Raw genomic sequence first — 12,531 nt, 5'->3', positions numbered from 1 at the left:
GTCGTTCCCGATCAACGACCTGCAGAAAGAGCCCGCAGCGAATGCCGGAGCATCGCATAGATCGCAACCGGATTGGTTGTCAGATAGCGCTTTGCCAGTCGACGCGGTTCGAGGATCATGCGATACAGCCACTCAAGGCCCATTCGCTGCATCCATTGGGGTGCGCGGCTCTTGTTTCCGGCCAGGAAGTCGAACAGGCCGCCAGAGGTCTTGATCAAACCGACATTGTGCAGCCTGTTGATGTTACGAACGACGAATTGCTGCTCCAGCGGCACGCCGAATCCGATCCAGAGGATATCCGGAGCGGCCGCATTGATTGCCTCGACGACCGCATCTTCCTCGGCACGGTCGAAGTAGCCGTTACGCCGCCCGGCAAAACGAAGCCCAGGGTAGGCCTTGGCCATATTCTCGACCGCTCGGGCATTCACCTCTTCGCTGGCGCCAAGGAAATAGAAGCTGACGCCGACCTGCGCCGCGCGCTCGGCGACGGCATGCACGAGATCGGTAGTGGCAACGCGCTCCGGCAAGGGTTTGCTGGAAGAAAGCCTGGAAAAGAGCACGACTGACATGCCGTCGGCATGGATCTGGTCCGCCTGACGTGTCATCGAGCGAAAGTTGGCATCGTGCTCGCAGAGCGCGATCACCTGACCGTTCGCCGAGGTGGAGTAGAAAGGACGCCCACCGGCGCCCCTACGCTCGAGCGCCAACCGAATGAAGGCGTCCGCAGAGTCCTCCATGCCGGCCCGCACGATCGGCAGGCTTCCAAGCCGGCTCGTCGGCCATTCATTCATCGAATAACTCAGACGCGCTGACGCACTACTAGGCCTTGCCATTCACGCACCTTCGAAACAGGCATCGGTTCAAGCCCGATCAATAGCTGTTTCGACGGACGGTCGCTGTAAAACCTCACGCTATAGTTAATCCCCGCTGCACACGTGATGGTCGCAGGCGTTCCTGCTGAAGACACGCCAAACATTGAAACTGAAATTGTAAGCCGACCTTTACGAAAAGGCGGTATCAACGCGGTGTGGCCGCCCGCCCGTTCAGAAGGTTCGATATGCCGAAACGTCGCTATCTCGCACTCGTCTCCGACGCCGCCCAAACCTGCGGTGTCGAGGAATTTGCGCGGCAGAGCGCAGTGCGCCTCGGTGAGCGGGCTCATCAGCATGTGTTGGACGGCGATATTCGCCGACTGACGTCAGCACTTGCTGATGTGGAGGCCGCCATCCTCAACTTTCCCGTTGTGGCCTGGAAGCGGAAGCTGGCGCAACCCGTTGTCGCAGCGCTCACGACCCGGCTGCATCGCAAGCAGCTTGTCGTGGTCCTTCACGAATGGGGCGCACTCGATTGGAAGCGCCGCCTGGTATTGGCTCCGGTGGTGATGCTCGCAACCCGGATCTTGTTTTCAGCGCCTGAAGTCGCTGCCGAATTTTCCAGAAGTCCACTGTCAGCTCTGTCAACCGGCCAGCGCGGGGTCATTCCCATCCCGCCGAATCTTGTTTTGCCGACTGCACTGCATGACGGCTCTGTCGCCCGGACACTTGCACAACAGCGCAAGGCCGGGCGCATCATCCTTGGACAATTCGGCTCAATCTATCCCAAGAAGCAATCGACGGCCGTTCTGGAGATTGCCGCGCGCCTATTGGCACTTGGTCACGATGTCGGCGTCGTGTTCATCGGATCATTCATCCGCGGCACCGACAATGTGGAGCGCGACTTTTATGCGCTCTCAGACAAGCTTGGCATCTCGGGTCGGGTCGTCGTGACAGGCTACGTTGCCGGAGCCGAGGATCTCTTCGGTATTTTCAAGCAGGTCGACGTCTTCTGCTATCTCTTCTCGGAGGGACTGACAGCGCGTCGAGCAAGCGTGCTGGCGGCAAGCTTTTCTGGAAAGCCCGTCGTCGTCAACGGGCCGCAGCGGCGCGACGCCCTCTCCCACCATAGCCTCTTCCGCAAGCTGGTCGACGGCGGTACGATACGTCTGGTCGACACCCATGCCGACGCAAACACGATGGCCGAGGCCGTGTTGGAAGCGAGCCAAAGTGATGTCGCATCGATCGACGCAAACGCGGAGGTCGACACCTTGTGGAGCACCGTCATCGCGGCACTTGATGACGAGCTGGCGGCCACGCGTTCCTAAGGCTCTGCGACGCTATTGCCGCCGGGACCGGGAACAATGGGTCGCGATGATCGTTGTTTGAGAAAGCGGCAGATGTGTCGCGAGGCCAGATGAAAGGACGTGGTTCGAGATGGAAATGACGGAGGGCCGCCGGATTGCGGAGGAGTATCTCCGGCTCGGCGGGAAGAGACGCGTCAAGATCGACGACAACCAGCAGACTGTTCGGGTATGGGAGGCGGATCCGCCTGCCGCAGAGCAGTTCTGGCATGATCGTGTAGAGGGTTTGGAAGCACGCCGCCGCAGAGAGGTCGAGTTCTTCCTACCGTCGATCAACTCCCCGTAACCCAAGTGGGGAGGCAGAAGGCGACTTCATGGTGGCCTGGACAATCGAGCCCGGCCGGCATAGTAAGGTATTCGCGCAGCTCGTAACGTCGCCGCGGCGGCGAAGCTGACATTCTTGCCTGCTGCGCGCAGCTTACAGGTCAGTTCCGAGACGGATTGCCGGCACGCAATCGGCTAGGCTTCTGAGGGCTTAAGAAGAAAGCCTATCAAGCTCATAGAGCTGGTCCATGCTCAATGTCGCGATCTTGGCAAAAGATGTCTGGTTCTTGACGCGGCCACCATGAAGTATGACGACTTCGTCGCAAAACGAGATGGTGCTGCGGTGATGGCTGATAACGATTGTCGTGCGGCGACCGGCTCTTGATTTCAAGGTTTCGACAATCGCTGCCTCCGACAGTCCGTCCATGGCATTCGTGGCCTCGTCCAAAATGAGGATTTCCGGATCGCGCACCAGCGCCCTTGCAAGCGCAATGCGCTGTCGTTGACCTGCCGAAACGGTGGCTCCCCTGTAGCCAACGACGGTCTCGTATCCATCAGGTAGCTTGTCGATGAACTCGTGCGCCTCGGCAAGTTTGGCTGCGTTCATGGCCTCGGCAAGCGAAGCACTGTGGCCATAGGTAATGTTTTCCAAAATAGTACCATCAATCAGCTCAAGGTCCTGGCTGGCGAGCGCAATTTGTCTTCGCCACTGAACAGGATCGACATGATTAAGTGGGATGTCGTCGACCAGAATGTTCCCCTCATCGGGCTCAACAAATCGACACAGAAGATTGACGATTGTCGTTTTTCCGGCTCCCGATCGCCCAATTATTGCCGTCGAACGGCCTTTGTGAATGTCGAAGGTCGCGGCGCGCAGCACGACGGGTCGCGAGCCAGAGCCCGGATACTTGAAAGTCACGCCCTCGAATTTGATGTGCTGGCGAAGTCCCTGTACTGGACCATCGCCCTCCGGCGCCTTTGGCTTGTCAGAGGAATCCAGGAGCCATCTGACCTCTTCCAAAGAACCGCTCCAGCCTTGCACCGCGCTCCAAGCCATTTGAAGTGCACGCACATGGGGTTGCAGCCGATAAAGCAAGACTACGAAAGCCACGACAATCGGAAAACTTACGCCCCAAAGCCAGGCGCTGATGACAACAGTCAAAAAGAGAGCTGAATGCAACACCTCTGTCAGTGGTGGCAATACTGCCTGGCGGGACTGCAGAACGAAGCCCGCCTTTCTAACTGCATCTGAAGAGGAATCGAAGATTGCCTGCTCGCGCTGTTCTTGCCCGAAGGCGCGGATGAGGCGCCCGGCGTGCACCAGATGGAGCATCTTGGCAGCGAGTTCGCTGTTGAACGACGTGACGTTGCGGCTCGGGCCTTTGAGGCTGGCGGAGAGCAGCGCGTGAAGAGCCTGGATCAGCACGAGCCCGAGAGCAACGCCAAGTGTCATCTGCCATGAAAGAAGCAAGAGAAAAGCGAGCAGAATGACGACGGCCGATGCGTTTACGATCGTCGCAAGGGTGGTCTGTATTGCGTCTGAAGCCCGCCAGGATTCGTTGGAGATGATATTGAGCAGCCGCCCAGGGCTTTCCTGAAGGAAGAATGGGAATCCGATCGTTAGAAGCTGGCTGGCAAGAGAACTTCGCATGGCATGGCCGGCTCTGCCGTAGATCATATTGGTGAGCACGGCGTTTGCGAACGCCAGCACATTCTTTAAGGTGATCAATCCGAGGATCGCGGCGGCAATCGCAATCAACCTTGCGCTGTCGTCCAACCCGGCGCCCACTTGTTGGAAGACCGCTGAGAGCCCGGCCATTCCCGACGGCTCCCGCTCGCCCGCGATGATGCCGAGCATCGGGATAATGAGACCAATGCCGGTGCCCTCGAGGACAGCCGTGCTTAGTCCCAAAACGACGACAACCGCAAGCAGGCCGATCTGCCGGCCGAGCGCCTGACGCAATAACCGAAAACTCAACGTCACGAATTCTAGCATGGTGGCTGTGACCTCACCGAGTGATGGGCGCGTACGCGCGCGAATTCGCGATATTCTCCAGCCATCATGCGAGCCCCTGAAGCGGCTCTACGGTTCTGGCTGGCACCGACTGATAGTACCGCGCCATGAGATCCATGCGCCGGGTCGCGCCGTCTGAAAAACGGCACAGCCACGGTGCATAAGTGGCGGAACGAAGGCCGTATCGCTCCCGACGCCGGATGAGCTGCCACTTTCCCGTTAGCGTGAGAAATGCATGTGTGAGCTCCGGTCGTTGCTCGTCAATGATGAGTTGATACAGGAAATAGAAAAAACACAAGGTCCCGTGCGCATAGCTCAAGGATGCCCGGCCTGCTTGCTCGGCGATTTTTCTTTCGATCGTGAGAATGCAAGTGGCAGCACGGCGCACCGTCTCAGGGGTCACTGCCACCCCAATGTCATGAAGGGCGCCGGAATCGTCGCAAAGAGACTGCCGTTGGAGGTTCTCGGCGACGATCTTCAGGTGGGTTTGGCGCATTTGCCGCTTGTGCCTGCTTGAAACGCTGTCGCTGTGGATACGATAGGCGACCAGGCTCTCATCGATCATTGCGGCTGGAAATTGTCGCGCAATGCGTCCGAAGAGATCGAAATCCTCGGCATGCACATAGCCTGCGTCATACACCAGCATGTCTTCGGGAATGACGTTGCGGTTATACATCACCGTCGAGTGCAGGAAGATGGTGAAGAACATCGACAATATGTGCCAATCGCCAGTCTGATAGATCGGATTTGGCCGACCGCGGACCACCCGATTGCCAAGAAGCTGGTCGATGCCGGTGCCACTGATCGCGAGTTGAGGCTGCTGGGCGAAGAGGCCGACCTGGCGGGAGAAACGGGATGGGTAGGAAATATCGTCCGCGTCCATTCTGGCGATAAGATCGCCTTTCGCCAAGGCGATGCCCTCGTTCAAAGTCGCAATCAGTCCACGATTTTCCCGCGAGACGATACGGATGCGATCATCGGCATTTCGATACCGTTGGAGGATCTCCAGCGAGCCATCGGTCGACCCGTCGTCAAGCGCGATGATTTCAAAGCGCCTGTAATCCTGGCGTAGAATGCTTTCGAGTGCGGCGGCAACGTGGGGTTCGCCGTTATAGACCGGCAGCACGACGGAGATCAGCGGAATAGACATCCTTCAGCTCCCACGTTCATCGCGGTTGGCATAGCTTGGGCGGTAGGCTGAAGCATCACGCTCCCGCTCGTCGGCCTGGCTTCGCCGCATCGACGGTGACACGCGGGTCCTTGCGGAGCTGACATAAGGGAAGTAGCGTTTGAGCTGGTTGAGCGGTTTCTCGAATGCCAGCCAGGAAATTGAAGCCAGCATCAATGTAGCTGTGGTTGCAATCACAAAGCGGCCGGGGCCCTGCTCTGAGACGTTGACCGGGATCCAGGGCTGAGCCTTGACGACCAGCGACAGCACAACGGGATGAAAAAGGTAAACGCCGTAACTCATACGTCCGACGGCAGTCATCGACGGGCGCTCCAAGAAGCGGCCAAATGCTCCGCGCACGCCAGAGGAACAGCATCCGACCAGCACGACGAGTGGTATGACGGGGAAAACCTCCGCACCGATCCACGTCAACCATTCCACGACGGGTGCCATGGGGACTGACTTCAACCACAGGACGATCGTGGCGGCGGCCGTCAAAGGGACAATGCTCAGCCCGATCCATGCCGGCCAACACTCAGTTCTTCTTCGATGGACGGCCAGAAGGGCGCCGGCCACGAGCGCATCCACCGACGCCGGAGGAAGAAGATCACGCGCAAGAGACGGTGTACCTGTAAATGGCCAATAGAAGCGGTAAGTCAGCGAGAAAGCTATGACAGCGACGCAAATCGGTGCCATCAACCGGCGCGGAGCCAGCAGGATGACCAACGGCCAGGCGATATAGAACTGTTCCTCGATGCTCAAGCTCCAGGTGTGACACAAGACCCAGGGCGTCCACTCGTTGCGAAGGGCATACCAGACGTTCGATAGATACAGCGCATGCCACTTGATGCTGCCCCGAGCCCCTTCAAGGTTGACAAACCAGATGAAGCCCAACATCGCGAAGTAAGGCGGAAATATGCGTAGCGCGCGGCGCAGGTAGAATGCTTTCAGCGCAGCGCCGGACTGATAGCCGACGGAAAAACGCGCATCTAACAGGAGCCGCGTGATCAGGAAGCCGCTAAGGACAAAGAACAACCGTACGCCGAGATGACCCAGAACCGATCCATCGACCGCGAAAAAATGGTGGTAGAGGACCATTGAGACGGCGACAGCCCTTAGTCCGTCCAGTTGCCGGTCGCGTGCAAGAGACATGGATCCCCTCAGCCTACTGGGACACACTCCTTGCAGAGCACTTCCCGATGGCATCCTTGCAGCCGGTTCTGCTGCTGATTGTTCCGTCCCGGACGGGACGGCCTGAAATATCGACGCAGGCACGAAAAATTCTGGCGGAATCGGGCCAAACTGTGACCTTGGCGCGCGATCAGACTTTAGTCCGATGCCGCGCCAAGAGCGGGCAAACATTTTTGAGCGCTCTATGGCGGGCAGGATGACATTCTTCTGGTCATGGGCTCCCTCTCATGCAGGCGGTGCAAGACGTGATCTAAAATGCAATGAGAGTGTGCCTGACAATGGCAGGCGAGTTCCCGATATCGCACCAGAAAGCAGGCTGGCGACTGACTATCACTCCCATGCACAACATCAGGCTCCGTTTCAGGACAACCGCAGTTGTGGAATACCGCCAGACCAAAAACATGAGCTTCCTGAACTGTTTATACCATCGTGAAGCCGGTAGCAGAGACCAAGTTTACTACCATCCCTTGTCGGAAACTTCACTCGTCCTAACTTAGGAGCGGTACTGTTGAGGCAAAATTGGTTGGTCCCTTCGTCGCTGCCGAGGTCGGATATCAAAATGTTATGGAACCATCGTGTAGTCCGAATCACAGTCGGTCTCGTTCTGTTGGTGCTTGCCGCGATTGTTTTTTTACCTGGCCTAACGGGGGTCACCAGTCTTGATGGGACGGTCAACGCGCGTTTTGCCACAGTAAATGCGCCAATCGACGGTGCGATTGCGGAAGCGCCAGCGAGAGTGGGCGTCCCAGTGGTTGAAGGACAGCCCCTTCTCAGGATTGTTAACGCCCGAGTGAATCGAGCAACTCTCGCCTCGCTCCGGGCCGAGCACAATGCGGCTCTTGACCGCGCTGCGGCGCTCAGACGGGAGCGCGACGAGCTGATTGCACTTCGCCAGCAACTGTCTACACGATTAGAAGTCTATAAGAGGACCGCGGTCGCCAATCTTGAACGCGAAGTTGAAATCTTACGCAAGCGGGTTGCGGTTTCCCAAGCACAGGATCTTGTTGCGCAAGTCGATCTCGACCGACGACTGACGCTCGAGTCGAAGGGTATTTTGACGAAAAAGCTCGTCGAATCGGCCCGGGCGGCCGGAGCAGCCACAGGTGGGGAAGTCGAAATCAGCAACCTGACTGTTGAGCAGCTGGAACAGAAGCTCGATGCCGTCCGGCAGGGCATCTTTATCGGCGACGGACAAAACGATGTCCCTTATTCCCGGCAGCGTGAGGACGAAGTGCTCGTTCGGATTAATGATCTCAATACGCGCGTAACGGAAAACGAAACACGCGCAATCGAAGTCGAAAAGCAGATCGCCGAAGAAAGCAACCGGGTTGACAGCCTGGCGTCGGCAACCGTCTTTGCTCCATTCGATGGGGTCGTATGGAGTAGCAACATCGTGAATGGCTCGAACGTCCTTTTGAATAATGAGCTAATGCGCGTCCTCGATTGCCGCGAGTTATTCGTGGATATTCTCGTACCCGAGGTCGACTATGACGAAATTTATGCTGGTCGGGCTGCCGAGGTGCGACTTTTCGGGCGCGGCGACGTCTTCAAGGCCGTGGTCCTGTCAGTCAGAGGCAGTTCTGCGATTATCGAGAAAGACGCCTTTGCGGCCAATCAGCCTGTGACGACGGCGCGTAGCGCTCGTATCCGGCTTAGTCTTGCTGCCTCCACCCTCAATACCGATTTTGCGAATTTCTGTCAGGTTGGACGCTCGGTGCAGGTGCGCCTGTCTAAGCACAATGTCGGTTTCAAAAAATGGATCGAAAGCCTGTGGTTCAGCATCTCGTAGCGCTGGCGCCGACCTTTCTCGTCCTTGCCTTCTTTTTTCTTGGACCCTTCAATTGGTCGCGTTCCCACACCTGGGCTCGGACAATTACGTGTGCTTTCGTGGCCGCGGTCGCACTGCGCTACATGGTGTGGCGATTGGTCGAAACCGTCCTTCCCTTTCCGAATGATGATCCAGGTTTTTACTGGGTCTGGTTCCTGTTCGTCGTCGAAATTCTGGCCGTTTTTGAGGTCGTGCTGTTTCTGATATTGATGAGCCGAAGCGTCGATCGCAGCGCCGAAGTCGACAGGCTCGCGCAGGCTTTCTTCGACCGGGACGAAGATGAGCTCCCAACGGTCGATATATTTATCCCCACCTACAACGAACCCCTCGATGTGCTGGAAAGGACCATTATCGGAGCACTATCGCTCGACTATCCGGCCCACAAGGTAAAGGTTTTTGTCCTCGATGATCAGCGTCGGGACTGGCTCAAGGCCTATTGCGAAGCAAGGGGAGCAATCCACGTCACGAGACCCGACAACACCCATGCCAAAGCGGGCAATATGAACAACGGTCTGAAGGTGAGCTCGGGCGACTTTATTGCAATCTTTGATGCGGACTTCGTGCCCTACCGGCATTTCCTGCGCCGGACGCTACCTTTCTTTTCCGATGAAAGCATTGGGATCGTCCAAACACCGCAGCATTTCTTCAATACCGATCCAGTCCAGTCAAACCTCGGCCTGGAAAACATCTGGCCGGATGAGCAGCGACTGTTCTTCGACGAAATCGCGCCAAGCAGAGATGTCTGGGACGTAAGCTTCTGTTGCGGATCGTGTTCGATCGCGCGACGCAAGGCAATCGACGTGATCGGCGGCTTTCCCACCGAGTCCATCACTGAAGACCTGTTGACCACGCTTGCCATGCTCAACAGGGGTTACAAGACACGCTACTTGAACGAGCGGTTGTCGATGGGGTTGGCGGCGGAGAATCTGACCGGCTATTTCGTGCAGCGTGAGCGGTGGTGCCGGGGCGGCATTCAGACGCTCTATCTGCACAACGGGCCCTTGCGCGGACCAGGTTTGTCGCTCTTTCAGCGGGTCATGTTCCTGCCCATTTCGTGGCTGGTACAATATTTGGTCCGATTCACCATATTGGTCGTTCCGATAGTCTATCTATGGTTCGGCGTGCTGCCGCTCTACTTCACCAGTGCGGCTGACTATGTGTCCCACCAGGTGCCGCTGCTGGCCGCCTATTTTCTCTTGATGCTCTGGATAACACCGACGCGATATTTGCCGCTGATCTCAAGCGCGGTCGGTGCCTTCGCCACGTTTCGTATGCTGCCAACTGTTATTTCGAGCGTGGTGCGTCCGTTCGGCAAGCCGTTCAGGGTCACCCCGAAGGGTAGCGGCAACGAAGTTGGTGGATTCGACGGATACAGTTTGGCCTGGATCGCCAGTTTGATCGCGATCACGGCACTTGGCTTGCTCATCAACGTCGTGCCGGAGACCTCGTACGTCACGGGGCAGTTCTCGCCGGTCGCTGCTTGCTGGTCGGGGATCAACATTCTCGTGCTCGCCATTGCATCCCTGATCTGCTTCGAAAAGCCTCGACGACTATTCCACGCCTTTAAACTTGACGAGCCTGCAAATGTGGACGGCATTTCCGGTCGCGTCGTCAGTCTTGCGTTGGACAAGGCTGTCGTCACCGTACCGGCAGGAACCCGTTTGCAGTCAAAAACAGTGACACTGTCTCTTGATGGCTTTGAGCCCTTTGACGCCGAACTAACGCAGGTCACTCAGCGGCGCAGAAGCATAAGCCGTACCGGCGACAAGCAGTCCTATTACCTGCATCTCCATTTCGAGCTGGACGGGCAAGCGCGTGACGAACTGATCGTAAAACTCTATACCGGTCGTTATTCACAGGATGTGCCCGACATCGATAAGGTCGCTGTGTCGGTCAATCTTTTTTTGCGTACGTTCGGGCGAACACGCGGTTTATAGCTGAATTTCATTATGCGGAACTCCACCCTTCGGCCATTGGGTGCGCCGGCATCACGCTGCCGGCGGCGGATGGAGCCTGGTGGCGAGAGCGAAGGTTTCCTGAAACGCGAGTGAATAGAAGCCTGCCGCTTTGCTCCCTATGAACACAAGGTTCCAGCTACGGTTGGAAACGGCACTCGGGATTGCCACGAAACGATACCCTTGAAGGAGGTCATCACCGAAAGCCTGCTGGCCGGCGCTTGGAATGCCCGGGCCCGGCCAATTGGGATTGGGTACGGTCGCGGGATCGACGACATGCACTTCAGCCTATCGATGATGACGGCTGCCGTGAGTACGTGGGAAACCGTGTCGAGCGCACGAAAGCCGTTATGAAAATCTCCCTCTGCGGTCTAAGGCCCGTGAAGAGGTGGCTGAGATTGCTGACGCGTTCGGGAACCATCCGACATAGGTGAGCGTTAAGTCGACGTACTCTTCCTATAACAATCCCTAGCCCCGCTTCGGTGGGGCTTCCTTTAGCCCTGCAAGCGGCGGACCTCTCGCGAGAAGCGCATTGCCGATATTTGTCGCGCTCAGATAAACATGGCTCGCCCACCCTTTACTATTCTCAGGAGCCACGTATGAAGATTGAGCCGCAGCAGCGCATCTATGTCTGCTTTTTCCTTTTTGCGGTATCGATGGGAGCAATGCTCTCGCGTCTACCCGATCTTCAAGACGCTTTGCAGATCGACAAATCCGAGCTTGGATTGACGCTGATTGGAGCTGCGATTGGCGCTCTCATATCACTGACCTTTTCATCTGCTGTTGTGGCACGCCTTGGCGCGCGCACGACGGCATTCCTCACCGTTCTTGGAACCTCTGGGCTGCTTGCTCTCGTGCCGTGGATGAGTGCAGCACCTTTCGTCTTTGGGCTTCTCCTCTTGGAAGGGCTTCTGGCGGGAGCGCTGGAAATCAATCTTAACGTCGAGATCGATCGCATCGAGGCGCAGCTTGGCCGTGGCGTCATGAATAGGGCTCATGGATTTTGGAGTCTTGGTTTTTTCGTGACCGCCCTGGTTTCCGCTATCGTCCGCCAGGCGGGGCTTTCGGTGCAGCTTCATCTCGCTCTGACATTCACGTTCGTTCTCCTGACTGGAACGATGGTCATCGCGGGCATGCGTAACGCCCCGGCCCGTCCAACGCTCGAACACGCTGATGCAGGGCACATTGCGCTTCCGACGCTTGGGCTGCTTCCGCTGTGCATCATCGGCATCGCAGCGTTTCTTGTCGAAGGTGCAGGGATTGATTGGTCGGCGATCTATATGCGCGACGTCTTTAGCGCGGAACCGTTTGTCGGAGGGTTGGGTCTTACGCTCTTCACGTTTTTCATGGCTCTAACACGGTTGTTCGCCGACCCGTTTGTCGATCGCTTCGGCTCGCGCACGGTAGCCCTTACTCTGCTTCTCATATCCGCGGCCGGGCTTTGCGCCGTTTGGCTCGCTCCGCACCAATATGCTGCCCTTGCGGGGTTCGCACTCATGGGTGGGGGGTGTAGTGCGGTCTATCCGCTCGCTGTCTCGGCGGCGGCACAACGCGCGGATCGAGCCGCTTATCTCAACGTCGCAGCACTCGGCCAAATGTCGTTCGTCGTGTTTTTCCTTGCTCCTCCACTCCTTGGCTTTGTGGCAGAGCACGCCGGCATCCGCACCTCCTATCTTGTGTGCCTGCCGGTGATCTTTTCTGCCGTGGGATGCATCCGATCCCTGCCTTTTTCCCGAAAGATGGTTGCCGCATAGAATGGTGGCGCTCATCCGAACGCCGACAGCCGGTGCTGCTTGCTCGAAATTTCAACCGGAGCAACGACCAATCACAGCGTGAGCGATCCCGGGGCCTGGCGATCGGAGCACAAACGAAAAAGCCTGCCGCGGGAGGAGGTGCGGCAGGCTTTTTCTGAAATAACCGAACAGCAGCTGGGAG

At 57.4% G+C, this 12,531-nt stretch carries 9 protein-coding genes and 1 pseudogene; 5 read left to right on the top strand and 5 right to left on the bottom strand.

Translation table 11 applies throughout. From position 1 onward, the window contains the following. Positions 1–11: 11 nt before the first annotated feature. Complete coding sequence (locus FHT71_RS01450) at positions 12–791, bottom strand: WecB/TagA/CpsF family glycosyltransferase (protein ID WP_007801588.1); 780 nt, start codon at positions 789–791, stop codon at positions 12–14. A gap of 266 nt (positions 792–1,057) precedes the next feature. On the opposite strand from FHT71_RS01450, the gene FHT71_RS01445 reads away from it, so the two are divergent. Together FHT71_RS01445 and FHT71_RS01440 are read left to right on the top strand one after the other, a co-directional pair. Continuing rightward, on the top strand, positions 1,058–2,140 hold the full coding sequence (locus FHT71_RS01445) for a glycosyltransferase (RefSeq protein WP_132588052.1): 1,083 nt from the start codon (positions 1,058–1,060) through the stop codon (positions 2,138–2,140). 109 nt (positions 2,141–2,249) lie between these two features. Then, positions 2,250–2,462, top strand: a complete 213-nt coding sequence (locus tag FHT71_RS01440) for a hypothetical protein (protein WP_037084232.1) — start codon at positions 2,250–2,252, stop codon at positions 2,460–2,462. Between the two features lie 189 nt (positions 2,463–2,651). Here FHT71_RS01440 and FHT71_RS01435 read toward each other — a convergent pair whose 3' ends face one another. The 3 genes from FHT71_RS01435 to FHT71_RS01425 all read right to left on the bottom strand — a co-directional run bounded on the left by FHT71_RS01435 (position 2,652) and on the right by FHT71_RS01425 (position 6,774). Continuing rightward, the gene (locus FHT71_RS01435) at positions 2,652–4,436 is read right to left on the bottom strand and encodes an ABC transporter ATP-binding protein (protein ID WP_132588053.1); all 1,785 of its coding nucleotides are present in this window, start codon (positions 4,434–4,436) and stop codon (positions 2,652–2,654) included. Between the two features lie 64 nt (positions 4,437–4,500). Then, positions 4,501–5,604, bottom strand: a complete 1,104-nt coding sequence (locus tag FHT71_RS01430) for a glycosyltransferase (protein ID WP_132588054.1) — start codon at positions 5,602–5,604, stop codon at positions 4,501–4,503. 3 nt (positions 5,605–5,607) lie between these two features. Continuing rightward, complete coding sequence (locus FHT71_RS01425) at positions 5,608–6,774, bottom strand: acyltransferase (protein ID WP_183718751.1); 1,167 nt, start codon at positions 6,772–6,774, stop codon at positions 5,608–5,610. 598 nt (positions 6,775–7,372) lie between these two features. Here FHT71_RS01425 and FHT71_RS01420 point away from each other — a divergent pair. Both FHT71_RS01420 and FHT71_RS01415 read left to right on the top strand, forming a co-directional pair. Beyond that, on the top strand, positions 7,373–8,602 hold the full coding sequence (locus FHT71_RS01420) for an HlyD family efflux transporter periplasmic adaptor subunit (protein WP_132588055.1): 1,230 nt from the start codon (positions 7,373–7,375) through the stop codon (positions 8,600–8,602). Continuing rightward, a complete protein-coding gene (locus FHT71_RS01415; protein ID WP_183718749.1) occupies positions 8,584–10,578 on the top strand; it encodes a glycosyltransferase in 1,995 nt (664 codons plus the stop codon). Before FHT71_RS01420 ends, FHT71_RS01415 begins: the two co-directional genes overlap by 19 nt. 51 nt (positions 10,579–10,629) lie before the next feature. On the opposite strand, the pseudogene FHT71_RS31305 reads toward FHT71_RS01415, so the two are convergent. Then, a pseudogene (locus tag FHT71_RS31305) lies at positions 10,630–10,949 on the bottom strand (RES domain-containing protein); the annotation flags it as partial. A 246-nt stretch (positions 10,950–11,195) separates the two neighbouring features. Between FHT71_RS31305 and FHT71_RS01410 the strand changes: the two are divergent. Further along, entirely contained in the window at positions 11,196–12,350 is a 1,155-nt protein-coding gene (locus FHT71_RS01410; RefSeq protein ID WP_183718747.1) for an MFS transporter, read from the top strand. The last annotated feature ends 181 nt before the right edge of the window (positions 12,351–12,531 follow it).

The organism is Rhizobium sp. BK060 (assembly GCF_014193145.1).
GTDB lineage: Bacteria > Pseudomonadota > Alphaproteobacteria > Rhizobiales > Rhizobiaceae > Rhizobium.
This window is presented reverse-complemented; position numbering and strand designations above follow the sequence as displayed.

Coding starts and splice junctions, on each gene's coding strand:
- FHT71_RS01450 (WP_007801588.1), bottom strand. CDS start 791: ATGAATGAATGGCCGACGAGCCGGCTTGGAAGCCTGCCGATCGTGCGG.
- FHT71_RS01445 (WP_132588052.1), top strand. CDS start 1,058: ATGCCGAAACGTCGCTATCTCGCACTCGTCTCCGACGCCGCCCAAACC.
- FHT71_RS01440 (WP_037084232.1), top strand. CDS start 2,250: ATGGAAATGACGGAGGGCCGCCGGATTGCGGAGGAGTATCTCCGGCTC.
- FHT71_RS01435 (WP_132588053.1), bottom strand. CDS start 4,436: ATGCTAGAATTCGTGACGTTGAGTTTTCGGTTATTGCGTCAGGCGCTC.
- FHT71_RS01430 (WP_132588054.1), bottom strand. CDS start 5,604: ATGTCTATTCCGCTGATCTCCGTCGTGCTGCCGGTCTATAACGGCGAA.
- FHT71_RS01425 (WP_183718751.1), bottom strand. CDS start 6,774: ATGTCTCTTGCACGCGACCGGCAACTGGACGGACTAAGGGCTGTCGCC.
- FHT71_RS01420 (WP_132588055.1), top strand. CDS start 7,373: ATGTTATGGAACCATCGTGTAGTCCGAATCACAGTCGGTCTCGTTCTG.
- FHT71_RS01410 (WP_183718747.1), top strand. CDS start 11,196: ATGAAGATTGAGCCGCAGCAGCGCATCTATGTCTGCTTTTTCCTTTTT.